General features: G+C 69.5%; 20 protein-coding genes and 1 pseudogene. 6 read left to right on the forward strand and 15 right to left on the reverse strand.

The annotated features are described in order from the left end of the window. Positions 1 to 82: 82 nt before the first annotated feature. The 3 genes from ACFJIX_RS09095 to ACFJIX_RS09105 all read right to left on the reverse strand — a co-directional run bounded on the left by ACFJIX_RS09095 (position 83) and on the right by ACFJIX_RS09105 (position 1,781). Positions 83 to 622 (reverse strand): hypothetical protein, encoded by a 540-nt coding sequence (locus ACFJIX_RS09095; protein ID WP_377159282.1) that lies wholly within the window; start codon positions 620 to 622, stop codon positions 83 to 85. A gap of 101 nt (positions 623 to 723) precedes the next feature. Beyond that, positions 724 to 1,377 carry a glutathione S-transferase family protein gene (locus ACFJIX_RS09100; protein WP_377159284.1) on the reverse strand — a complete coding sequence of 218 codons (654 nt, stop codon included), beginning with the start codon at positions 1,375 to 1,377 and terminating at the stop codon, positions 724 to 726. 95 nt (positions 1,378 to 1,472) lie between these two features. Then, entirely contained in the window at positions 1,473 to 1,781 is a 309-nt protein-coding gene (locus tag ACFJIX_RS09105) for a hypothetical protein (protein ID WP_377159286.1), read from the reverse strand. Positions 1,782 to 1,964: 183 nt separating this feature from the next. Here ACFJIX_RS09105 and ACFJIX_RS09110 point away from each other — a divergent pair, with 183 nt between their 5' ends. Then, on the forward strand, positions 1,965 to 2,414 hold the full coding sequence (locus ACFJIX_RS09110) for a VOC family protein (protein ID WP_377159288.1): 450 nt from the start codon (positions 1,965 to 1,967) through the stop codon (positions 2,412 to 2,414). 31 nt (positions 2,415 to 2,445) lie between these two features. On the opposite strand, the gene ACFJIX_RS09115 is transcribed toward ACFJIX_RS09110, so the two are convergent. From ACFJIX_RS09115 to ACFJIX_RS09130, 4 genes are all read right to left on the reverse strand, one after another. After that, entirely contained in the window at positions 2,446 to 4,017 is a 1,572-nt protein-coding gene (locus tag ACFJIX_RS09115; protein ID WP_377159290.1) for an integrase, read from the reverse strand. Between the two features lie 458 nt (positions 4,018 to 4,475). Then, a complete protein-coding gene (locus tag ACFJIX_RS09120) occupies positions 4,476 to 7,484 on the reverse strand; it encodes a di-heme oxidoredictase family protein (protein ID WP_377159292.1) in 3,009 nt (1,002 codons plus the stop codon). 245 nt (positions 7,485 to 7,729) lie between these two features. Further along, positions 7,730 to 8,215, reverse strand: a complete 486-nt coding sequence (locus tag ACFJIX_RS09125; RefSeq protein WP_377159294.1) for a hypothetical protein — start codon at positions 8,213 to 8,215, stop codon at positions 7,730 to 7,732. Positions 8,216 to 8,373: 158 nt separating this feature from the next. Further along, a complete protein-coding gene (locus ACFJIX_RS09130) occupies positions 8,374 to 8,967 on the reverse strand; it encodes a LuxR C-terminal-related transcriptional regulator (protein ID WP_377159296.1) in 594 nt (197 codons plus the stop codon). A gap of 281 nt (positions 8,968 to 9,248) precedes the next feature. Here ACFJIX_RS09130 and ACFJIX_RS09135 point away from each other — a divergent pair, with 281 nt between their 5' ends. Together ACFJIX_RS09135 and ACFJIX_RS09140 are read left to right on the forward strand one after the other, a co-directional pair. Continuing rightward, the gene (locus ACFJIX_RS09135) at positions 9,249 to 10,142 is read left to right on the forward strand and encodes a LysR substrate-binding domain-containing protein (RefSeq protein ID WP_377159298.1); all 894 of its coding nucleotides are present in this window, start codon (positions 9,249 to 9,251) and stop codon (positions 10,140 to 10,142) included. A 114-nt stretch (positions 10,143 to 10,256) separates the two neighbouring features. Then, positions 10,257 to 11,562: pseudogene (locus ACFJIX_RS09140) on the forward strand (epoxide hydrolase family protein). A 58-nt stretch (positions 11,563 to 11,620) separates the two neighbouring features. Here the strand turns inward: ACFJIX_RS09140 and ACFJIX_RS09145 are convergent. Next, positions 11,621 to 12,355, reverse strand: coding sequence for a response regulator (locus ACFJIX_RS09145; RefSeq protein WP_377159300.1), 735 nt, complete (start codon positions 12,353 to 12,355; stop codon positions 11,621 to 11,623). A 234-nt stretch (positions 12,356 to 12,589) separates the two neighbouring features. Here ACFJIX_RS09145 and ACFJIX_RS09150 point away from each other — a divergent pair, with 234 nt between their 5' ends. Further along, positions 12,590 to 13,033: a hypothetical protein gene (locus ACFJIX_RS09150; protein WP_377159302.1), complete on the forward strand. Its 444-nt coding sequence runs from the start codon at positions 12,590 to 12,592 to the stop codon at positions 13,031 to 13,033. A 70-nt stretch (positions 13,034 to 13,103) separates the two neighbouring features. Continuing rightward, positions 13,104 to 13,862 (forward strand): sulfite exporter TauE/SafE family protein, encoded by a 759-nt coding sequence (locus ACFJIX_RS09155; RefSeq protein ID WP_377159304.1) that lies wholly within the window; start codon positions 13,104 to 13,106, stop codon positions 13,860 to 13,862. Between the two features lie 21 nt (positions 13,863 to 13,883). Here ACFJIX_RS09155 and ACFJIX_RS09160 read toward each other — a convergent pair whose 3' ends face one another. From ACFJIX_RS09160 to ACFJIX_RS09180, 5 genes are all read right to left on the reverse strand, one after another. Beyond that, the gene (locus ACFJIX_RS09160) at positions 13,884 to 14,516 is read right to left on the reverse strand and encodes a hemolysin III family protein (RefSeq protein ID WP_377159306.1); all 633 of its coding nucleotides are present in this window, start codon (positions 14,514 to 14,516) and stop codon (positions 13,884 to 13,886) included. A 54-nt stretch (positions 14,517 to 14,570) separates the two neighbouring features. Continuing rightward, a complete protein-coding gene (locus ACFJIX_RS09165; RefSeq protein ID WP_377159308.1) occupies positions 14,571 to 15,002 on the reverse strand; it encodes a hypothetical protein in 432 nt (143 codons plus the stop codon). 101 nt (positions 15,003 to 15,103) lie between these two features. Beyond that, positions 15,104 to 16,576, reverse strand: coding sequence for a S8 family serine peptidase (locus ACFJIX_RS09170; RefSeq protein ID WP_377159310.1), 1,473 nt, complete (start codon positions 16,574 to 16,576; stop codon positions 15,104 to 15,106). A gap of 3 nt (positions 16,577 to 16,579) precedes the next feature. Continuing rightward, a complete protein-coding gene (locus tag ACFJIX_RS09175; RefSeq protein WP_377159312.1) occupies positions 16,580 to 17,350 on the reverse strand; it encodes a zf-HC2 domain-containing protein in 771 nt (256 codons plus the stop codon). Continuing rightward, a complete protein-coding gene (locus ACFJIX_RS09180; protein ID WP_377159314.1) occupies positions 17,347 to 17,970 on the reverse strand; it encodes an RNA polymerase sigma factor in 624 nt (207 codons plus the stop codon). The genes ACFJIX_RS09175 and ACFJIX_RS09180 overlap by 4 nt, the downstream gene beginning before the upstream one ends. A gap of 61 nt (positions 17,971 to 18,031) precedes the next feature. Here ACFJIX_RS09180 and ACFJIX_RS09185 point away from each other — a divergent pair, with 61 nt between their 5' ends. Beyond that, positions 18,032 to 18,838, forward strand: coding sequence for a hypothetical protein (locus ACFJIX_RS09185; RefSeq protein WP_377159316.1), 807 nt, complete (start codon positions 18,032 to 18,034; stop codon positions 18,836 to 18,838). Here the strand turns inward: ACFJIX_RS09185 and trxB are convergent. Together trxB and dsbD are read right to left on the reverse strand one after the other, a co-directional pair. Beyond that, entirely contained in the window at positions 18,754 to 19,713 is a 960-nt protein-coding gene (gene trxB, locus ACFJIX_RS09190; protein ID WP_377159318.1) for a thioredoxin-disulfide reductase, read from the reverse strand. The two genes, ACFJIX_RS09185 and trxB, sit on opposite strands and share 85 nt — an antisense overlap. Before the next feature lie 83 nt (positions 19,714 to 19,796). Continuing rightward, the gene (dsbD, locus tag ACFJIX_RS09195; protein WP_377161692.1) at positions 19,797 to 21,539 is read right to left on the reverse strand and encodes a protein-disulfide reductase DsbD; all 1,743 of its coding nucleotides are present in this window, start codon (positions 21,537 to 21,539) and stop codon (positions 19,797 to 19,799) included. Positions 21,540 to 21,739: the final 200 nt, after the last annotated feature.

A 21,739-nucleotide genomic window follows, 5' to 3' on the forward strand; every position in this document is an offset into this window, starting at 1 on the left:
ATGCAGACTGAAGGATGCCATGACCCCTCCAAGCAGGACGCGGCGCCGACGAGGGGTCGATGACATCCTGGCGGTAAAGGAGTCAAGTCCGCAGCCGCGCCACCGCCCAGCCCAATGCCGGCCACGCGACCCGACGGACGAGGAACGAGCTCAGCGCCAGCACCGAGCCAACGAGGATCGGCAGGATCGGACCGAAGGTCCACGCCATGCCGAGCACGAAGCCGAGCAGGTACTCCGCGCGATACGTTGGCAACGCGACGCCGCTGAGCAGGATCGCGAGGAGCACGACCGCCGCGTGATCGGACGTTCCGAGGCTGAAGGCCAGCGACAGTCCGATGCCCGCGCAGGCGGCGCCCAGCGCGGCGATCAGGATGGCGCGTGTCGCCGGGCCGGAGGTCGCTCGGCGCAGGAAGCGGCCGGAGAGGATCCACGCCAATGCCGGCAGGGCCACGATGCCCCAGCCGTTGGACACGGACGGCAGGTCGGGATTCGCGAGCAGGTGAGGGCTGACGATGCCGCCGTGCGTCCACTGCCACGCGAGATGCGCGAGCTCGAGCACCGCGACCAGGATCGTGATCAGCGCGCGGGTGCGGCGCGTGCCCGTGGCGGTGGTGAGGGACATCGCTCGCTCCTTGAATGGAAGAAGCGGCGATGGTCCGTGAGGGGGCCAGGCGTTGCGCGGCGAATGCGATGAGACGTCGAATGCGTCGGATGGGACGGCGATCAGCGCGGCTGCGGTGCTCGCGTGTTCACCGCCAACTGGTCGGCGAACGCCCGTTGGTAAGCCGGCCGCGACTCGCCGCGCGCGACATAGGCGGCCAGTCGCGGGACCTCGTCGAGGAGACCGGTCGATCGCAATCGCAGCAGCACGTGCACCATCATCAGGTCCGCGGCGCTGAAGGCGCCGTCGAGCCAGTCGGCATCGCCCAGCCGCGCCGACAGCTGTTGCAATCGCGTGCGCACACGCGCTTCCAGCGTGGGGAGTCGGGCGGCGTACCAAGGCTGGTCGCGCTCGAACAACCGGGCCATCGTCAGCTCGAGGATCGGCGGCTCCAGGGTGTTCACCGCGGCGAAGACCCAGGCGACGGCGCGCGCTCGCGCATCGGCGTCGTCAGGCAAGAGGCCGGGATGCTGGTGACCGATGTGCAGGACGATCGCACCCGTCTCGAAGAGCGCCAGCCCGCCTTCCTCGTAGGTGGGAATCTGGCCGAAGGGGTTGAGCGCCAGGTGCGCCGGCTCCTTCATGGCCCGGAAGGAGACGAGGCGGACGTCGTAGTCCAGCCCCGCCTCCTCCAGCGCCCAGCGGACGCGCGTGTCGCGTGCCAGCCCTTTGCCCCCGTCGGGTGAGCGTTCGAAAGCGGTGATGGTGATGGTCATGGCGTCGATCCTTGCACGAGGCGTGTATGGGAACGACGAATGACCCTCGCCGCGATCGACAGTTCAGCGCGAGAAAGCGCGCGCTGGGAGTGTCTTTACCGACCGGCGCGGAAGCCCCGAGCTGCCAGTCGCGCGAGGACGGCAACGACCACGAGCGCAACGCCGTCAAGGACGAACAGCTCGACGCCCGGACCTGCCCGCTTGGCCATGTCGGTGGATTGACCGAAGTGGCTCGCGCCGATGCCATAGGCTTCAACGAAGCTCATGGCGGTGATCCACGCCGCCGTCGCGGCAATCGCGATGGCGGCCACGGTGGCCACGTTGGCCTTCAGATAACTCGTCTTCCTCCGCGTGATGGTCGGCACGTGGTCCGCGCCCGCCGCCACGTCGAGATCTGCCTGCATGTTCATTCCTCCGTCTGTTCGAGGAGGCGTTGTATGAGGAGAGCCCTTTTGAATGGCCCGGCGTGTCGTGAACTGCGGAATGGGGCGTTGAATGGGGCCGAGCCGAGGCCAGACGGAGGCGCGCCTGGGGCGCGTGAGCGACGATGGTTGCGGGGCGAAACGCTCGCATGCTTCAATCACCGCATGCCCCAAGACGCCGCCTTCCTGTCCGGCACCGAGAACCTCTCGATGTCCTCGGCCACGGTCATTCCGGTGCTGCACTACCCCGACGTGGCGGCCGCGGCGGCGTGGTTGGTCCGTGTCTTCGGCTTCACCGAGCGCCTGCGCATCGGTGGCCATCGCGTACAGCTCGATATCGGCGCCGGCGCGATGGTGGTGGCGCAAGGCGATGCGCCAGCGGAGCCCGTCTTCTCCATCATGGTCCGTGTCGCGAGCGCGGACCGGCACGCCGCGCGAGCTGCGGCGGAGGGCGCCAAGGTCCTGTCCCAGCCGCACTCGTTCCCGTACGGAGAGCGCCAGTACACCGTGTCGGACCTGGCGGGCTACGTGTGGACGTTCTCGCAGTCCGAGCGCGATGTGCATCCGGGCGATTGGGGCGGGGAGCTCGTCGCCGACGGGCCGGGTGCGGGCTGATCCCGGTTCGGCGCCAAAGAGTTCGGCGGGCTCAACCGATCTCGAGCAGGTCCACGCAGCCGAGTGGATCGGCCTTCGTCATGAGCGCGATGGCCAGGTTTGCCTTGGCTACCAGCTCCAGCGGTCGGAGCTTCTGCACGTAATGTCCATGCGTGATTCGGTCCATGCCGGCACCGGCCAGCTTCGACACCGTGCGCAGGCTCGCGTTGAGCGCCACGCTGTCCAGACGTGCGCCGTGCAGGATCAGATTGCGCTGACGGTAAAGGCGATGGAAGGAGTCCCCGATCGTGTCCCGAATGACCAGCAGCTCGGGGCCAGGGTTGGCGAGCAGCTTCCTCAGGCGGATCACCGCGGCCTGGTCGGCGACAGCAGGCATTGGTGGCAGACCACCGTCCAGGATCAGTTGCGCTGTCACGCGGGAGCGCGTTCGGTTGACGGTGAGCCCCTGTAGCGCCACGGTCGAGTCCGGATGTTTTCGCTGCGCTTTGTACGACAGTGCAGTCAGCTCAGCTCGGGGGAAAGAGCACGTCACGAGCGTGGCCAGGTTATCGGCCGCGAGAGAGCGATCACTGGGATCGGCGAGCAGCCCCTCGATCGCGGCCCATCCACCGGCGATCGCTGCCGGCGCTGAACTGCTCTCCATGTGTGCGAGCAGTTCCAGGGCCGCATCCACGCTCTGGCTGGCATCTGTCGAAAACACGCGGTCCTCCCGGAACAACTCTTTGACGCCAACACCCCGCGACGCTTCCATCATCGCGGCAGGTTCGGGACTTCCCGCAACCCATAGCAACGGCACGCGGTTGAGGAGGCGGCCGGTGGCGATCAGCGCTCGGGCGGCATACCGGTCCGACTCCTCACGCGCTGCCTTGGCGGCGCCAACGACATCCCGCGCTTTCACCCTCAGTATCTTTGCCACCGGGGCGCGCACGTCGGTGGTGTCGAAGCCGTTGGCTTGCAGCCATGCCGGCACCTGAGGGCCTTGCAGCCAGTCGAGGGGTACTCCGTTGGGAAAGTCCGGAATGCTTGTGAACGCCAGCAAGACTTCGAACGTCCTTGGCGGACTGCTCACCATCTGGGCCGCCAGCTCCTCGCACAGCTGGGCCAGGGAGATCGGCTGCTCTGCGCTGAGCCAAGTGCGGATCAAGTCGTTGAGGTACTGTGCGGCGAAGCCCGCATCCAGGAGATGGGCAGCCACGCTGCGTGCAAGGTGTTCGACGGCGAAGCGTCCGTCGGTGACCGCTTGACTCCAACGCAGGAGATAGTCCCTGCTTACGCGCGACGAAAGTTCTCGGATACCAAAATGGGCTGCGCCATCGGCACGCGGTACTTGCTTCACCTGTTCGCGCAAGAAGGCCTTCTCCGCTTCAGTGAACGCGGGGTGTACACCGACCCGGCGCTGAAGCGAAGAGGCGATGCGCTTGATCGACGCTTCGCTGAGGTGCCCCTGCCTCATGGCCTCACAGGCTTCGAACAATTCCTCCATCGCAAGCACCACGCCGATGCCCCACAGCGAGCGATTCCACGGCATTCGATCGGAGAGAAACTCGAGCAACCGACCCGCAGCGACCGTTCCATCGGATTGACAGACGTCAGCATGGCGCATAATCTTTCCTCAATGGTCAAGACACCTTGACCGACCGTCTAGCGGGGTACGACCTGAGCGGAAGCGGCAGTCTGACTGCTCAATCCAATTGGCTCACGCCCCCAGTTCTGAAAGGCCTCGCGTTGCGGGGCCTTTTTTTCGTCTCGACTCGTCCATCCGGCGACGACGAGGCTTGGGGCCCATGCTCCGTCCGATCACGACTTCGATTTCTGATCTGGATCAAAGACGCCCTGCCTTCACTCCTCAGAGGGAGCAATGGGGGAAGCACGTCCCTCCAAAGGGTCAGTCCTTGACGACGAACAACAAACACCCGCCCGACGCGAGTGCGTGACGAGGAGGCTGATCAAATGAAATCGGCCTGGTGCGCCCCCGAGCTCGAAGACGCCATGAGCGTCTCCCGCTGCGAGTTGCGCACCAGGCCGTCGCCTGGGCGGGGGAGTCGCCTCCCCGTCCGACCCTTAGAGCGAGTTGAGGAACGCCAGCAGGGCCTCCCGGTCCGCCGTGCTCAGCTTGACGAAGCGCTGACGGCTGGCGTCGCCTTCGCCGCCGTGCCACAGCACCGCCTCGGTCAGCGTGCGAGCGCGGCCATCGTGCAGATAGCCGACTTTCACGCCGGTGCCCGCCACGCGCTCGGTGTACCCGATGCCCCACAGGGCCGACGTGCGCCACTGGCTGCCGCTCGCCTGCGATTCGGCGAAGTTGTCGGCCAGCTCGCTGCCCATGTCATGCAGCAGCAGGTCGGTGTAGGGCTTGATGGTCTGGTTGCGCATCTCGGCCAGCTCGGTGCCCGCGCCCGTCTTCATCTCGGCGATGTGGCAGGCCGTGCAACGGATGGTGGAGAACACCTTCGATCCCGCCGCGACCTTCACCGGATCCACGTCCAGATAGGACAGCGGCGTCACGCCCTTCGGGAAGCCGCTGACCACGCTGCGCTGCGCCGGCACGCCCAGCTGAGCCACGTAGCGCGAGAGCAGCTGCAGCTCGGCCTCGGACACGCCCTTTTCCACCTTCTTGTTGTTGCACTGGGCCGGGCCGGCCAGGCAGTCGCGGTTCGGGTAGACCGGGGACGTGACCGACATGTCCAGCAGCAGCGCATTGGCCGTCTGGTGACGCAGGCTCACCTTGGCCGCCTTCCAGCCGTAGCGACCCACGCGCACGGCGCCGGTCTCCGGGTCGTAGACCAGGTTGGCCTGACCCTTCACACCGTCCTCGTCCGGCGTGCTGCGCACCCGCGACAGGATGTCCGCGTCGGTGACCGCCTCCAGCAGACCCATGCCGATCACGGGCTGCGCGCTGCGCAGCGAGTACACCGTCGGCGTCGGGCCGTCGAAGCTGACCTTGGGCTTGCTCAAGGTCACGACGGTGCCGTCGGCCAGCGTGACGTTCTTCGTGTCGAAGCCGGCGACGCGCACGCCGTTGCCCCAGTCCTGCGCCGCACCGGTGCTGAGCGAGCGGGCGTTCATCTGCACGGCCTCGCCGTAGACCGGGTGGGGCAGCTGCTTGCCGTTGCCGTCCAGCGCGGCCACGCGCACGGCCATGGTGTCCAGGCGCTGGTTGAGCACCTGCGGCGCCAGGCTGCGGCCGTTGTTGATGTGGCAGCCGAAGCAGTTGGTCTGGTTGAAGCGCGGACCCTGCAGCTTCACCGCGTCGGTGTTGCGATCGTTGCCCTGCTCGTTGTGATCGCCGGTCCACATGTTGGTGTGGAACCAGCGCCGGCCCTCGACGAAGGTCTGCATGTTCTTCATGCCGATCTGCGTATTCGGCTGCTGGAACATGAAGGTCGAGTTGTCCGCGTAGTCGTAGGAGATCGACCCCGTGCCGCCCGACAGCGTCTCGACCGGCAGCGGTGCGTTGTTCAGCCGCGGCTGGATGCCGTACTGCGGACGCAGGCCGCTGCCCACCACATAGGTCACCTCGTTGGTGTAGTAGCGGAAGTTGCCGTTGTCCTGGATCGCGTCCATCGCCGCGCGGCTGGAGAAGAACGAGCCGGTGAACTCGATCGCGTCGCCCACCTTGAGGTTGCGCGACGGGATGTTGACGCCGTTGGGCACCATCACGCCGTTGGCATTGGGCGCCAGGTCCGAGTGACCGGGCACGTTGTCCAGCACCACGGAGCAGCCGTCGTTCGCGCCGACGATGCCGCCGTAGCCCGTGGTGGGCCGGGCCAGTGCGCCTTCGGGCGGCTTGGGCACCACCGGGCAGGAGGTCTTGTCGACGAATCCGTCCGTGTAGGTGGTGTTGTCCAGCAGCCGACCCGGCGACATCCAGCCGTAGCCGGTGACGTTGGGATCATCGATGCGGCGGAAGAAGGAATGACCGCCGCCGCGCTGCGCCTGCTGGTAGTACTGGTTGACGATGATGCTCGGCTTGGTGACGCCGGCCACGCGGCTGTTGTCGATGAACTCGACGCCCCAGGTGCGGTTCTTGAAGTAGTTGGCGATGAAGTTCAGGTACGCGCCCGGGCCCTTGTCCTGCGGCTTGCCGTTGGCATCCACGGTGTCATTGGGGCCGAAGCCGATCTCGTTCCAGTCCTCGCCGCGCTCGCGTCCATGGCGCGAGCGGCCCACGAAGCCGAAGCGCGTCACCAGCGTGCCGTCGGGCAGCGTGAACTGCACCTGCTCCAGCGTGGGCGGCGTCGCCGGCGTGACCACGGTGCTGTTCGCGGGCGGCGTCGGCACGGCCGAGGCGGTGAGCATCGGCAGCGTGTTGTCGCTGCCGGGCGAACTGAAGCTGACCTCGAGCAGCGAGTAGCCGTACTGCGTGCCGCGGGCCACGCCCTGCAGGCGCACGTAGCGCGCGTTGGCGTTCAGGTTGAAGAACTCTTCCGTCCCGCCCTTGCCGCCGGCCACGTAGCGCAGCTGGTACCAGGTCTGGCCGTCATCGGAGACCTGGATCGCGTACTCCTTGCCATACGCGTTCTGCCACACCAGCTTCATGTAGCCGACCGGCGTCTTGGTGCCGAAGTCGAACTGGATCCAGGCCTTGTCGTCGAAGGCGCTGGCCCAGCGCGTGTTCAGGTCGCCGTCGAGCGTCTTCTGGGCGGTGTCGCCGTTGTTCTCCAGCGCGCTGGACGTCGCCGTGATGCCGGTGATGGCCTTGCCGGGCTTGCTGATGTCCAGGCCGGTGGGCGATTGCAGCGACGGGGGCAGCGCGGGCGTCGTGGGGCTGCCGCTGTCGCCGCCGGTGGGCAGGCTTGGCGGCGCGGGCGCGGGCGGAGGCAGTTCGGGTTCGTCGCCGACGGGCGCGGACGCCGGAGGCGCGGGGGCCGGACCGGGCGCCGGCGCGGGTGCCGGCGCGCCGGACACCGGCGGGCTGCCGCCCGCGTCCGAGCCGCCGCCACCACCACCACAACCTGCCAGCGTGCCGACGGCGCTCAGGGCGACGACGGCGCTGAAGACGATTCCCCAGGGGTTTCGCGGGGAAGGGCATGCCGACGTCGGGTCAGCCTCTGAAATGTTGTGGCGCATGGCGCTCCTGCAGGTCCGTAGAACGAGACACCCGGGGAGCGCGCACGAACGCCTGACCCGGGTGGACTTTCACCCCGTTCAAGCAGAGAGCGTGCCGGTTGCGGTTGGTCACAGAGTGCGGTCAGCGTTGCAAAACGCGAGCGCGCGACGCCTGACCCTAATCCCAAAGAGGTATTTGCGCGATGTGCGGATCGAGGGGCAGGGTCAGGTTTTGTCACGTCTGACATCAGACGCGACAAATAGTGTCACTTCGACTGGCTGGCGCTGGCCGTGGTCACGAGGAGCGCGCGTTGGCCGGCCGCCTCGACGCGGGCGAGCTGCTCGGGTGTCGCGATCACGAGGCCGTCATTCCCCTGGGTGTCCAGCAGACCCAGGCGACGCGCTTCGGACGTCTCCGCCCGGACCTGCTGCCGGGTCTTGGGCGTGCCGGTCAGCGCGGGTTCGTAGTTGTCGCGCTGCGAGCGCTGGAGCTCGCCGCTCGCTTGCGCGGCGGCCAGTTCGGCCAGCACCTCGGCGCGCGTGCGCGGCGTGCCCACGTCGCTGGTGCGCGAGAACGGCGCGTCCTCTTTCCAGTCGCCGTTGTCGCCGGCCGCGTGGGCGCGGATCAGGTCGGCCTGGACCTGCACGCGGGGGAGCGCGGCGGTCTGCGCGGCGGCGGGTTGCGCGATGGCGGCGAGCGTCGCGGCGATGAGGGTGGCGGCGAACAAGGTGCGGGACGTGGCGGTGGTCATGTCGGACTCCAGTGAAGGGTTGGGGTTGGCGTGGGATGGATTTCATCCGTCGCAGGTATCTGGGGTTTGTCCCCGCCCCGTGCTTTCAGCAAGAGCCTGTATGCGCGCCGACGCGCGATACATGGCGGTACAAGCGCGATCCGCCGATGCCCGCCGCGCTACGCGATGGGCGCGAAATCGTTCGCCAGGCCGCGTGCCAGCGCGATGGCCGCCGCATGGGTGCGCGAGTTGGCGCCGAGCTTGCTCATGATGGCGCCCACGTGCGACTTGACCGTGCCGAGCTCGATGTCCAGGGAGCGCGCGATCGTCTTGTTCGACTCGCCGGCGGCCACGAGACGCAGCACCTCCGTTTCGCGCGAGGTCAGCGCCGTGCGCGTCAGGCTGTCGGCCATGCGCTGCGCCACGGTCAGTCCCAGATAACGCTGACCGCGCGCCGCCGCGGTCACGCCTTCGACCAGCTCGCTGAGCGGGCCGCCGAGCAGCAGGTAGCCATGCACGCCCGCCTCGATCGCACCGCGGATGTCGGCCTCGCGCCCGTGGCTGGTCAGGGCGACGACCCGTGCGCCGTCCAGGCCCTGCAGGGCGCGCTGTCCCGGCGCCGCGAGCCGCAGGGCGTCCTGCAGGTCCGAGACCACGACGTCGATGGGCGGATCCTGCCGCCGCTCGTCGACGCCGTCCTTGAACACGTCGATGCCGCCGTGCTCCCCGAGCGCGGTGGTGATGCCCACGCAGAGCAGGGGATCCGGATGCATGACCAGGACGCGGATCCGGGGCGTCGTGGAACGGAGCGTCGTGACATGGGGCGGTTGGGACGGGAACATCATGGACTTGCCTGGCGAAGTGGTCGGAATGCTTGGCGCCGCCGGCATCGGCCGACGGGGTGTCATGGCGCCGACTCTAGAAGTGGAGCCCCCCGCGCAGCAAGACGCTGACCGCCAAAGTGCTTTTGTGATCTCGACAAAGATCGCCGCGGCGATCTAATCGAGTTCGCGCACATGAGAGTCCGGAGGTCCCCATGGATCGGATCGCTGCAATGAACGCCTTCGTCCGTGTCGTCGAGGCCGGCAACTTCACCAAGGCCGCGGAGTCGCTCTCCCTGCCCAACGCGAGCGTGACGCGCCAGATCCAGAGCCTGGAGCAGGACCTGAAGGTGCTCCTGCTGCACCGGACGACCCGCGCCGTCACCGTGACGGCCGAGGGCGCGACCTACTACGAACGTGTCGTGCGGCTGTTGTCGGATCTGGCCGACATCGAGTCCTCGACCCGCCAGTCGAGCGCGAAACCGGTCGGCACCGTGCGTGTCGACGTGCCCGCGGCGATCGCGACGATGGTGCTCGTGCCGGCGCTCGGCGATTTCCGGCGTGCCTATCCGGACGTGAAGATCGAGCTGGGGGTGGGCAACCGCCACACGGACCTGGTCGCGGAAGGTGTCGACTGCGTGATCCGCGCGGGGGAGGTCAGCGAGCAGTTCCTCGTCGCGAGGCGCATCGGCGGCTTCCGCTTCGCCACTTGCGCGACGCCGGCCTTCCTCGACGAGCACGGCACGCCGACGTCTCCGGAAGAGGTCCCCTTCTATCCCACCGTCGGGCTGGCGGGCGGATCGGGCGGGCGCGTGCAGCCGTTCCGCTTCACGCGGGGCGAGGTCCAGCACCGCTTCACGCTCGAGCACACGCTCGTCGTCAACGACACGAATGCCTACCTGGCGGCGGGGCTCGCCGGATTGGGACTGATCCAGGCGCCGTGCTACACGATCGATGCGGCGGTCCTGGACGGACGGCTGGTGTCGCTGCTCGACGAGTGGCATCCCGACGAGAGCCCCGTGCACGTCCTCTATGCGCCGAACCGCTACCTCAGCGCCAAGGTGCGGGTCTTCATCGACTGGACCGTGGACCTGTTCGAGCGCCACGAGCACCTGCGGCGCGGCTGAGGGTTCAGTTCCGCCTACGACTTCGGTCGCAGCGGCGGACGGCGTCAGGTCGGATGTGGTCTCCCTCGGGATCCGCGAGCCTAGCGGCTCCGAACTCCCGAGGACCCACCAAGCATGAACACATACCCGAGCCGACGCCGCCTGCTTGCGGCGGCCGCCGTCGTCGGCGCTTCCAACATGGCCTTGCCCTGGCTGCCCGCCAGCGCCCATGCGGCTGCGCTGAAGGGCGCCGCCATCGGCGACAGCACGGCGATCCGCCCGTTCCGCGCCAGCTTTGCGCGCGCGGATCTGGCCGACCTGCGCCGGCGCATCGCATCGATGCGCTGGCCCACGCCGGAGACCGTCACCGACGCGTCTCAGGGTGTCCGGCTGAGGACCATGCAGCAGTTGGCCCGCTACTGGACGCACGGCTACGACTGGCGGCGTCTCGAAGCGCGCCTCAACCGTCATCCCCAGTTCGTCACGACCATCGACGGCGTGGAGATCCACTTCATCCATGTGCGCTCGAAACATGCGAACGCGCTGCCGGTGATCGTGACGCACGGCTGGCCGGGCTCGGTCGTCGAGCAGCTCAAGCTGATCGAGCCGCTGACCGATCCGACGGCGCATGGCGGCCGCGCGGAAGACGCGTTCGACGTGGTGATCCCGTCCCTGCCGGGCCACGGCTTCTCAGGCAAACCGCGGACGACCGGCTGGGATCCCGTGCGCATCGCCCGCGCCTGGGTCGAGCTGATGCGCCGCCTCGGCTACACCACGCTACGTGGCCCAGGGCGGCGACTGGGGCGACGCGGTCACGGAGCAGATGGCCTTGCTCACGCCGCCCGGGCTGATCGGCATCCACGTCAACATGCCGGCGACGCTGCCGCCCGACGTGGCCCGCGCGCTGAAGCTCGGCGAGCCCGCGCCGGCGGGACTGTCGACCGACGAGCAGCAGGCCTTCGACCAGCTCGACGACTTCTTCAAGCACGGCCTGGGTTACGCGCTCGAGATGTCCAACCGGCCTCAGACGCTCTATGCGCTGGAGGACTCGCCGATCGGCCTGGCAGCCTGGATGCTCGACCACGATGCCCGCAGCCAGGCGCTGATCGCCCGCGTGTTCGACGGTCAGGCCGAGGGACTCACGCGCGACGACATCCTCGACAACGTGATGCTGTACTGGCTCACGAAGACGGCGGTGTCCTCGGCCCGGCTCTACTGGGAGAACAAGCTGGAGTTCTTCGCGATCAAGCAGGTCGCGATCCCCGTCGCGGTCAGCGTGTTCCCCGACGAGATCTACGCCGCGCCGCGCAGCTGGGCGGAGCGCGCCTACAAGCAGCTCATCCACTTCAACCGCCTGGACAAGGGCGGGCACTTCGCGGCGTGGGAGCAGACCGAGGTCTTCGTCCGCGAGCTGCGCACGGGCTTCGCCAGCCTGCGCTGAGCGCTGTCTGAGCGCCCGACAAGGCGTCGCCCTCGTGCGGCGCCTTGTCATTGCGCGTTCAGGCGCAGGGCGCAACCGCCATCGAGAGCACGTACCCCGCGCTGCGCACCGTCTTGATGTAGCGGGGTTCGCGCGCGTCGTCCCGCAGGCGCAGGCGCAGGCGGCTGACCAGCAGGTCGATCGAGCGCTCGAAGGGCTCCGTCGGGCGACCCTGCGTGAGGCCGAGCAGCTGGTCGCGGCTGAGCACGCGCTGTGGATGGTCGAGGAACACGCGCAGCAGCCGGTACTCGGCGCCGCTCAGATCCACCATCGACTCCTGGTCGTCGAGCAGGTGGCGCTCGACGGTGTCGAGCTTCCAGGTGCCGAACGCCAGGCGCGGGACCGTGTCGGTCGACCGCATGTTGGGCGGCAGCATGCGGGTGCGTCGCAGGACGGCGCGGACGCGCGCCAGCAGCTCGCGTTGCGCGACCGGCTTGACCAGGTAGTCGTCGGCGCCCATCTCCAGCCCGAGGATCCGGTCCACTTCGTCGCCGCGCGCGGAGAGCATGAGGATGGGCATCGTCCGGTGCTTGCCGCCGCGCAGTTCGCGGCAGAGGTTCAGCCCGTCGTCGCCGGGCAGTTCGAGGTCGAGCACGATCAGGTCGAACGGGCCCGACTGCTCGAGCGCCGCGCGCAGATGACGTCCGGTCGCGACCGCCGTCACGTGCATCCCGTGTTGCTCGAAGTAGGCCTTCAGCTGCTCGCGCTGCGCGCGATCGCCGTGGACGAGGAGGAGGTGGTCGCTGGTGTTCATCGTCATGCTCGTCGGAACTCGACGCCCATTCTTCGCAAGGAACGGGCACGCGCCATCCGACCTTCGTCGAAGTGCCGGCTGCATCGAACGGTCGGCCGGCGGCAGGCCGGGACCGTCTGCGACTTTGGAACGAGGCGTCGATGCCGAACCAGTCGGATGGCAGGCGGCGGCGGCCTCCGTAGTCTTCGATGCATGGACGTTATCAGGACGTTCTCGCGACAAGGAGCGCCGACGATGGCAACACTGAAATTCCAATTCGACACCACGCTGACGCCGGAGCAGTTCATCGCCGGGCTCACGGATTTCGGTCCGGGTCGGTCGAAGATCTTCCGCTTCAGCACCGACGACTTCCTGCGGGTGCATCGTCAGGGGCGCACGCAGGCGGTCGTCACCGAGGGCTCGCCCAGCCTCTGGGAGCGGCTGCACTACGACTGGTCCGTCCCGACCCGCGTCGTGCTGACAACGATGGATTCGAATGTCTGGGGCGGCCGGTCGGGACACAGCTACACCTTCCATCCGTTGGCGGGCGGCAGGACACGGCTGGAGGCGGTCGTCGTCCGCGAAGGCCGCAACCTCAAGGGCCGGCTGCTGGGTCTCCTGCTTGGCAGCGTGGGCCGTGGCACCTTGAGGAACGCCTTGGCCGCGGCGATCGCGGCCATGGAGGCGCGGTACGCCTGATGTCGCCGCGCCCCCGACGCACCCATGACAATTTCTTCAATGCAATGAACGAGCGATCCAGGACGACCCCATGGAACTGACCGCCACCACCATCCTGGTCGCCTTCGCCGGCGTCTTCCTGATCTGCTTCATGAAGGGCGCCTTCGGCGGCGGCTTCGCCATCGTCGGCATCCCGCTGCTGTCGATCGTGATGGACCCGGTGACCGCGGGCGGCCTGCTCGCGCCGCTGTTCATCGCGATGGACCTCTTCAGCCTGCGCTACTGGAAGCCGTCGACCTGGTCCAGGCCGGACCTGCAGCTGCTCGTTCCCGGTCTGGTGGTGGGCATCGGGGCGGGTTACCTGCTGTTCCGCGTGCTGGACCATCGCGCGATCGCCATCCTGATGGCGGTGATCACGCTGGTGTTCGTCGGCCTGTGGTTCGTGCGAGGCGGCGAGGTGGTGGTGCAGCCGCGGTCGCCGCGCAAGGCCGTCGCCGCGGGGCTGACGTCGGGGATCACCACCATGGTCGCGCACTCGGGCGGACCGCCCCTGGCGATCTATCTGCTGCCGCTCGGCTTGAGCAAGCAGGTCTATGCGGGCACGACCAGCCTGTTCTTCACGGTCGGCAACCTGCTCGAGGCGGCCCCGTGGCTGATGCTGGCCAAGCCGGCCGGCGCCGTCTGGAGCCTGATGGCGATCTGCCTGCTGGCCATCCCCTCGGGCGTCTGGCTGGGGTGGCGCCTGCATGCCAGGCTGGATCAGCGCCAGATGTACAGGGCCTGCTACGCCTTGCTGGTGGTCACCGCCATCAAGTTGCTGTGGGATGGCGTGTCGGGTTACCTGCGCTGAGCAGCGCGGCGGACGACGCCGCTACGCGAGCACGCAGTGCGCCACTGCGCCAAAGTGACAGCCGCTGCCCACCACGACGAACAGGTGCCAGATGCCGTGGGCGTGACGACTGCAGCCCGGGTTGGCGAAGAAGTAGGTGCCGGCGGTGTACGCGCCGGCACCGGCGACGAACAGCGTCACGCAGGCCACCGGCAGTTCCTGCAGAGCGGGGATGCACACCATCGTGGCCAGCCAGCCCATCGCCAGGTAGACCTTGAGCATCGGCCGTTCGACATCGCCCCACACCGTGCGCCGGATGCCCCACAGCGACACGATCCAGATGCTCGCCAGGGCCACCCACCGCCACCAGCCGTCGCCGGTCAGGACCGCGAACGGCGTCATCGTCCCGGCGATCAGCAGGAAGATCGCGCAATGGTCCAGACGGACCCACAGGCGTTGCCGCCGACCCCGGGTGCTGTGGCAGAGCGTGGAGGCCGCGAACAGCGCGATCAGGGCCGCGCCGAAGATGCAGGCGACGGCGAAGCGCCGGCCGCTGCCCGTGCCCAGCGCCTGATGCGCCAGCCACGCGACGGCGGGAAGGGCCGCCAGCAGCCCCAGGAGATGGGTGCCGGCGTTCAAGCGCTCGCCTGGGTACATCGCCGCCTTCACGGTCATGGGATCCCCCAGCGTAGCCCGATCATGTGACGCCACGTCGGGCGTCCGTCCGGTTCAGTCCCGCAGCGCGTGCGCCAGTGTCTTCCGGACGCGTTCGAAGCGATCGGGATCGGTGGCCCGCAAGGTCTTCAGATCCTGCGCGACCCGCTCCAGCCGGTCCTCCGCGCCATCGGCCTTGAGCGCCTCGATGTCCTCGCGCAATTGCTCGAAGCGCGCGAGGGGCCCGTTCGGGCCATCGGGCGCGCCCTCCGGATACAGCACGTCCATCAAGGCCTGCACCGCGTCGGACAGCCGGCCGAGCTGCCGCCCGTAGCTGTGCTGCGAGACGATGCGGGCCTCGGTCTGCGGCGCGCTCGAATTGAACGCGTTGATGTTGTAGGTGATGGGCAGGATGGGCTGGGTCAGCTGGCTCGGCGCCAGCGTCAACGCCCGGAAGGGCCAGCCGATCAGCTGCGAGACATCGAAGGACGGCGACGACGTGGTCATGCGGAGCTCCCTGGGTGCGTGTGGCACGCCGAAGCCTACGGAGATCGCCGCGCAAGCGAATCCCTCATCGAGGGGACGCCCGATCAGGCCAGGATCACGGATCAGGGCAGGCCGCGCGCCGGTGCGTCGCAACGCAGGCCCGCCACGCCGAGCGCCCGCGCCGCCGCGCAGGCATTGATCGAGCCGGACACGCCCATCGAGCCCAGCAGCGCGCGTTTGAGCCGCTCTGCGTCCGCGCCCGGCGCCGCCGCGCGCAGCAGCGCGATCACGCCGGTCGCGTGCGCCGCGGCCAGCGAGCTGCCGGCATCGATGTCGTAGCCGCCGCCCGGCACCGTCGTCAGGACCGATCGGCCGGGCGCGGCGAGCCAGCCTTCGGAGCCCGCGGCCTCGCCCGTGCTGGCCACGACCAGCGCGCCGGGCACCTCGCTCGGAAAGCCCTTGCCGAGCCGCCCCGGCGGCGCCGCCGCCACCAGCACCGCGCCGCGCGACAAGGCGTGCTGCGCGAGCTTCGTCAGCAGCGGATCGCTCGGACCGCCCAGGCTGAGGTTGATCACCTCGGCGCCGTCCGCGATCGCCGCGCCGAGCGCCTGCGCCAGCGTGAAGGAGTTGCAGCGCGCCGGCGCCGGGCCCGCTGCCGGGCCGGCGCCCGCCCGCGCGGCGTCCGTCCAGCACGCGCGATAGCTCGTCACCACGGCGCCCGGCGCGACGCCGACGATGCCCTGGTGGTTGTTCACCTTCGCCACGATGAGGCCCATCACTTCGGTGCCGTGGCGCTCCGGCACGGCATCGACCAGCGCGCCGCCGCCGGCGACGTAGTCCCGCTGACCCGACACCTGGCCGAGCAGATCCGGATGCCGCGCGTCGACGCCGGTGTCGATCACCGCGACCTTCACCCGCGCGCCGACGCTCACCTGCTGCAGCGCCGCCGCGGACATCTGCTGGAAGCCCTTCTGCAGGCCGAAGTAGGGATCGTTGTAGAGCGAGATCGGCGCGGATGCTCCCAGCGCAGAGGCGGGCGGGGACGCCGGTGCAGACGGCGAAGACGGCGACGACAGTGAAGACGGCGAAGGCACCGGCGCTTCCGGCGCGGGGTCGTTCAGCGTCTCGAATTCGTTGAGCGGCTGTGCCAGCTTGACGCGGGCGTCCTGGCGCAGCCGCGCCAGCACCGCGTCAGCGTCATCGCCCGCGCCGAGCGCATAGAGCATGCAGCGCAGGTTCAGCGGCGCGATGGTCCATGCGGACTGCTCGCGCAGTCCGTACTCGCGCGCGAGCGCCTCCGACATCGCCAGGGCCCGCGCGCTGCCGGCGTAGCCTGCCATCCGGCGATAGTCGCCGCGCGCCGACCCGCCGGCGCCGGGCAGCGGCTCGCCGCGGTCCTCGACGGCCAGGATGATCAGACGGGCGTCAGAGGGCGCCTTCGCCGGCGAAGGTGCCGCAGCGGTGATGGCAGCGGCGGACGCGTCGCCGCCGCCCTCGGCCGCACGGGTCGGACTCGCGGACGCCAGCGCGGCGACCAGGATGGCCAGCGCGATGGGGCCGACGGTCCGCAGGCGGCGCGCGATCGCCGATGGCATCGCTCAGCGTCCCGGCGCCGCGGCGCCGACCGGCTCCGCGAGCAGCACGCCCGGCTCCGCGCGCAGGCGTTCCACCATCGCGGGCACGGCCGCCACCGGCGCCGGCTGCAGCGGCGCCAGCAGCAGGCTGCTCGCGTCCTCGTCCGCGCCGACGATCCTCAGGCCGTGGTGCGTCAGCACCTGCCGCAGCCGGCCCATGTCCACACGCTCTTCCGGCACCAGCCTCACGACCGCGCCGGCGGGCAACGCGGCCGGCTGGCTCAGCGTCACATAGTCGGCCGGCGGATGGCCGTCGCTCCACAGGCGCAGTCCGAGCACGCACATCGCCACCGCCTGCACCGCCACCGCCGCCGTCAGCCAGCGCGTCGTGCGCGATCCGCCGTCGTTGGCCGAGGCACCGCGTCGTCCTTCCACCGGCGTCGCCGGACCCGCGTCGCGATCGCGCGCCCAGAGGCGGTCGAGGCCGGCCTGGATCGAGGCCTCCTCGGCCTCGCTGGCCGCCGCGCCCACTTCACCCGCGGCACCCGCGGCGTTCGCCGAACGCGCGTCCTGCATGCCGCGATGGATGTTGCGCTGGAGTTCCAGCTCATCGCGGCAATGCGCGCAGTGCGGCAGATGCGCCTGCACCAGGCGGCGCTGCTCGGGCGTCGCCGTGCCGGCCACGACCCACGCGATCGCGTCCCACACCTGGCGGTGCTCGTTCGGCTGACCCATCGCCGGATCGCCGGCAGGCAGTCCCGTGGGGTCGGAGGGGGCGTCGTCGTGGGAAGTCATCGGGTCGGTCCTTCGGTGCCGCTGGCCGGGCGGTCTTCGCCGCCCAGCTCGGGCAGCACGTTGCGCAGCCGGACGCGCGCATGGAACATGCGGGCCTTCACGGTGCCGGTGGCGCAATTCATGATGCGGGCGATGTCCTCGCAGGTCTCGCCCAGGTAGTACGCCAGTTCCAGCGTCACCCGCTGTTCCACCGGCAAGGCGGCCAGCCCCCGCATCACCCAGTCGCGCAACTCGCGGTCGGCGGACTCGTTGACCGAGGGCTCGGCCATCGCCAGCTCCGCCTCGCTCACCGAGGAGGCGTTGATCTCCTGCGCCGTCACGCCGTCGCGCAGCGCCTTCAGCATGCAGCGGTAGGCGATGCCGTGGATCCAGGTCGAGACCCGCGACTCGCCGCGGAAATTGCCCGCGGTCCGCCACACGATCCACAAGGTGTCGTTGACGACCTCCTCGGCCAGGTCCGGCCGCCCGCAACTGCGCAGCACGAAACGCGACAGCCGCGGTTGGCAGTGCCGGTACAGCTGCTCGAAAGCCGACCGGTCGCCGGCCGAGGCGGCCTGCAACCAGGCACGCAGACGCGACTCGGCGGCCGTGTCCGCTTCATTCGGAACAGGTTGAAACATGGGCGACTGATTTCTGCAGAAGTGTCCCTCATGGGTGCCAGAATCGCCGCCGATGGTTGCCATGCCCCGAAAAAATCCTGCTCGAGCCCTCGCCCTCCTGGCGGCGGGCCTCATCGCGTCGGGGGCGGCCGCCGCACAGAACTGGGGCGGCACGCTGTCGGCCGTGACGGAACGCGTCTCGCGCGGCAACAGCCTCAGCGGCGACCATCCGGGCGCCACCGCCGACCTCTACTACCGCGACGACCGCAATTGGAGCCTCGGCCTCGGTCTCGGCACGATGCACATGTCCAACGGGGCGAAGGCAGAAGCCGTCGTCTCCGCGACCCGCTGGTGGCAGATCGACGACCGCCGCGTCGTCACGCTGTCCGGCGCCCATTACGCCTACGCCGGCGGCGTCAACGCGAACCGGCTGCGCTACAGCGAGCTGTCGCTCGGCGGGCTCTGGGACACCCCCGCGTGGGGGCAATGGGGGGCGACGGTGTCGGTGTCGCCGGACCTGGCCGCTTACTCGTCGTGGGGCTACCTGGGCCATCGCGGCGCGACCATCGCCGAGCTGACCTGGCATCGCCGCCTCGTCGATGCGCTGGCCGCGGACGTGGGCTGGGGCATGGTCTCCAATTCGGGGGCATGGCAGCGGCTCGTACCGCTTCGCCAATGCCGGGCTGGCCTACACCGTCGGGGACTGGCGCTTCAGCGCCGCGCGCTTGTACAGCTCGCTGCCGCAGCGCGGCGACCCGTCGCTGCAGCGCTGGGTCGCCGGCGTGGCGTGGTCGTTCTGAAGGCTCAGCCCGACTGCTGCTCCAGGAAGCGCTGCGCGTCGAGCGCCGCCATGCAACCGGTGCCCGCGCTGGTGATGGCCTGGCGATAGACGTGGTCCTGCACGTCGCCGGCGGCGAACACGCCCGGCACGCTCGTCATCGTGAAGAAGCCCTCCGAGCCGCTGCGCGTCAGCACGTAGCCGTCGCGCAGCTCGACCTGTCCGCGGAAGATCTCGGTGTTGGGCTTGTGACCGATCGCGATGAAGCAGCCCTGCAGCTTGATGTCGGTGGTCGTGCCGTCCTGCGTGCTCTTGATGCGCACGCCAGTCACGCCGCTCGCATCGCCCAGCACCTCGTCCAGCGTGTGGAACACGTGCAGTTCGATCTTGCCGGCCTTGACCTTGTCCATCAGCTTGTCGACCAGGATCGGCTCGGCGCGGAACTTGTCGCGGCGGTGGATCAGGTGGACCTTGCTGGCGATGTTGGACAGGTACAGCGCTTCCTCCACCGCGGTATTGCCGCCGCCGACGACGCAGACTTCCTGCTCGCGATAGAAGAAGCCGTCGCAGGTCGCGCAGGCGCTGACGCCGCGGCCCATGAACGATGCTTCCGACGGCAGTCCCAGGTATTGCGCGGAAGCGCCGGTGGCCAGGATCACCGCGTCGGCCGTGTAGACCGCGCTGTCGCCGGTGAGCGTGAACGGACGCTTGGAGAAGTCGACGCTGTTGATGTGGTCGAAGACGATCTCGGTCTGGAAACGCTCGGCGTGCTGCTGGAAGCGCTGCATCAGCTCGGGACCTTGCACGCCCATCACGTCGGCGGGCCAGTTGTCCACTTCGGTCGTGGTCATCAACTGACCCCCTTGGGCCATGCCGGTGACGAGCAGCGGCTTCAGGTTCGCGCGGGCGGCGTAGAGCGCCGCGGTGTAGCCCGCGGGGCCGGAGCCGAGGATCAGCAGGGCGGTGTGTCGTTGTACGAGGCTCATGTCGGTTCTGCTCGGTGCTGGGGGGTACCGGTCGGTGCAGGTCGGTGCTGCCGGTTTCGTCCCTGGGGTCAGGTCTGCGAGGGTCACAGCCTGGCGCGGTCCAGGCGCTGGGCGAATTCGTCGGCGGGCAGGAAGCCGATCGTGCGGGCGGCGGCCAGCTCCTTCCCCTGCGCGTCGAAGAACAGGATCCCCGGCGGGCCGAACAGCTGGAAGCGCTTGAGCAGCGCCTTCGCCTCGGCGCTGTTCGCGGTCACGTCGGCCTGCAGCAGGCGCGCATTGCGCAGCCGCGTGGCGATCGCGGGGTCGGAGAAGGTGAGGTGTTCCATCTCCTTGCAGGCGACGCACCAGTCCGCGTAGAAGTCCAGCATCACGGGACGGTCCGTCGACGCGAGGGCCGCATCGAGCTGCGCCACCGTCGTGATGCGCTCGAAGGCCGGCGCCGGCGTGCCGCGCGACGCGGCCTCGGCGCTGGCGAGCGGCAGGGCACCCGCGGAACTCCGCGCCAGATGGCGCAGCGGCATCAGCACGCTGTCGCCGCCGGAGAGCGCGCCGCCGATCATCGCGGCGGACCACAGCGCCACCAGCGCGCCGCCCGCCTTGAGGGCGCGCGGCCGGCCGGACTCGAACGCGCCCAGGCAGATCGCCGCGACCAGTGCGACCGCGCCGATCAGGAACATCAGCGCGCCCGTCGGCAGCACCGGCGACACCAGCCACAGCGCGACCGCGATCAGCAGCAGGCCGAAGAAGGTCTTCACGTGTTCCATCCAGCGGCCCGCGCGCGGCAGCAGCGTGCCGGCGGACAACCCCAGCAGCAGCAGCGGCACGCTCATGCCGCAGGCCAGCGCGAACAGCGCGGAGCCGCCCAGCACCACGTCGCGGGTCTGGCTGATGTAGACCAGCGCGCCGGCCAGCGGGGCCGCGACGCAGGGGCCCACCAGCAGCGCCGACAGCCCGCCCATCAGGAACACGCCGACGTGGCGGCCGCCCTTGATGCGGTTGGAGGCGTTGTTGACGCGGTCCTGGATGAAGCCCGGCATCTGGAATTCCCAGACCCCGAACATCGACAGCGCCAGCACCGAGAGCAGCAGCGCGAAGCTGCCCAGCACCCAGGGGTTCTGCAGCGCGGCGGCGAAGCCCGAGCCGAGCAGGCCGGCGACGACGCCGGCACTCGTGTAGACCATCGCCATGCCCAGCGAGTACGCGACGGCTAGCGAGAAGCCGCGCGCCCGCGAGACCGGCGCGCCCTGGCCGACGATGATCGACGACAGGATCGGGAGCATCGGCAGCACGCAGGGCGTGAAGGACAGCAGCAGGCCGCCGAGCAGGAACATGCCGACCACGCGCAGCAGGCTGCCCGACTGGAGCGCGGCGGCGCTGCTGTCGACGGGCGCCTGGTCGGCGGCGGCGGAGGTCGATGCCGTCGAATTCGAGGCCGCGGCCGATGTCGCGGTGGCCGTCGAGGACGTCGAAACAGCCGGCGTGGCCGAGCTTCCGGTCCCCGTCGAGGCAGTGTCCTCGAGGGGCGCGGACAACGCGTCCGGCTGCGCCTCCCAGCGCGCCTTCAGCACGCCGTCGCCGCCTCGCTCCAGATGCACCAGCGCCTGCTGCGGCGGGTAGCAGAGCCCGCGATCCGCGCAGCCTTGATAGCGCACCGTCAGCGCCTTCGGCGCGACGCCCTGCGGCAACGGCTGCACGACGCGGATGGCATCGGCCCACAGCGTCATCGTCTTGTTGAAGTTGGGATCGAAGACCGCCTTGCCGGCCGGCAGGCCCGGCGCGGGCAGCGTCGCGCCTTCCGCCTCGATGGCGAAGCGCTCGCGGTACAGGTGATAGCCGGCGGCGACGTTGAATCGACGATCACCGCGGCCGCGCCTTGGCCTGCGGCCGCGCCGTCCGGGGGCAGCTCGACGCGGGCCCGGCCCGGGAAGGCCTGGGCCGGCTCGAGGAACGCGGGCTCTTCGGCCGCCGCATGCGCGGAAGGGGGAACGGTGACGGCCAGCGCGAACGCGGCCGCCGCACCGGCGAG

The sequence above is a fragment of the Roseateles sp. UC29_93 genome, from assembly GCF_042695725.1.
In the GTDB taxonomy this organism is placed as follows: domain Bacteria; phylum Pseudomonadota; class Gammaproteobacteria; order Burkholderiales; family Burkholderiaceae_C; genus Roseateles; species Roseateles noduli_A.

Bases quoted from the DNA above. Each gene is read 5' to 3' on its own strand.
- ACFJIX_RS09100 (WP_377159284.1), bottom strand. From the start codon at position 1,377: ATGACCATCACCATCACCGCTTTCGAACGCTCACCCGACGGGGGCAAA.
- ACFJIX_RS09125 (WP_377159294.1), bottom strand. From the start codon at position 8,215: ATGACCACCGCCACGTCCCGCACCTTGTTCGCCGCCACCCTCATCGCC.
- ACFJIX_RS09130 (WP_377159296.1), bottom strand. From the start codon at position 8,967: ATGCATCCGGATCCCCTGCTCTGCGTGGGCATCACCACCGCGCTCGGG.
- ACFJIX_RS09110 (WP_377159288.1), top strand. From the start codon at position 1,965: ATGCCCCAAGACGCCGCCTTCCTGTCCGGCACCGAGAACCTCTCGATG.
- ACFJIX_RS09180 (WP_377159314.1), bottom strand. From the start codon at position 17,970: ATGTTTCAACCTGTTCCGAATGAAGCGGACACGGCCGCCGAGTCGCGT.
- ACFJIX_RS09185 (WP_377159316.1), top strand. From the start codon at position 18,032: ATGCCCCGAAAAAATCCTGCTCGAGCCCTCGCCCTCCTGGCGGCGGGC.
- ACFJIX_RS09160 (WP_377159306.1), bottom strand. From the start codon at position 14,516: ATGACCGTGAAGGCGGCGATGTACCCAGGCGAGCGCTTGAACGCCGGC.
- ACFJIX_RS09115 (WP_377159290.1), bottom strand. From the start codon at position 4,017: ATGCGCCATGCTGACGTCTGTCAATCCGATGGAACGGTCGCTGCGGGT.
- ACFJIX_RS09150 (WP_377159302.1), top strand. From the start codon at position 12,590: ATGGCAACACTGAAATTCCAATTCGACACCACGCTGACGCCGGAGCAG.
- ACFJIX_RS09165 (WP_377159308.1), bottom strand. From the start codon at position 15,002: ATGACCACGTCGTCGCCGTCCTTCGATGTCTCGCAGCTGATCGGCTGG.
- ACFJIX_RS09105 (WP_377159286.1), bottom strand. From the start codon at position 1,781: ATGCAGGCAGATCTCGACGTGGCGGCGGGCGCGGACCACGTGCCGACC.
- ACFJIX_RS09170 (WP_377159310.1), bottom strand. From the start codon at position 16,576: ATGCCATCGGCGATCGCGCGCCGCCTGCGGACCGTCGGCCCCATCGCG.
- trxB (WP_377159318.1), bottom strand. From the start codon at position 19,713: ATGAGCCTCGTACAACGACACACCGCCCTGCTGATCCTCGGCTCCGGC.
- ACFJIX_RS09120 (WP_377159292.1), bottom strand. From the start codon at position 7,484: ATGCGCCACAACATTTCAGAGGCTGACCCGACGTCGGCATGCCCTTCC.
- ACFJIX_RS09095 (WP_377159282.1), bottom strand. From the start codon at position 622: ATGTCCCTCACCACCGCCACGGGCACGCGCCGCACCCGCGCGCTGATC.
- ACFJIX_RS09135 (WP_377159298.1), top strand. From the start codon at position 9,249: ATGAACGCCTTCGTCCGTGTCGTCGAGGCCGGCAACTTCACCAAGGCC.
- ACFJIX_RS09145 (WP_377159300.1), bottom strand. From the start codon at position 12,355: ATGAACACCAGCGACCACCTCCTCCTCGTCCACGGCGATCGCGCGCAG.
- ACFJIX_RS09175 (WP_377159312.1), bottom strand. From the start codon at position 17,350: ATGACTTCCCACGACGACGCCCCCTCCGACCCCACGGGACTGCCTGCC.
- ACFJIX_RS09155 (WP_377159304.1), top strand. From the start codon at position 13,104: ATGGAACTGACCGCCACCACCATCCTGGTCGCCTTCGCCGGCGTCTTC.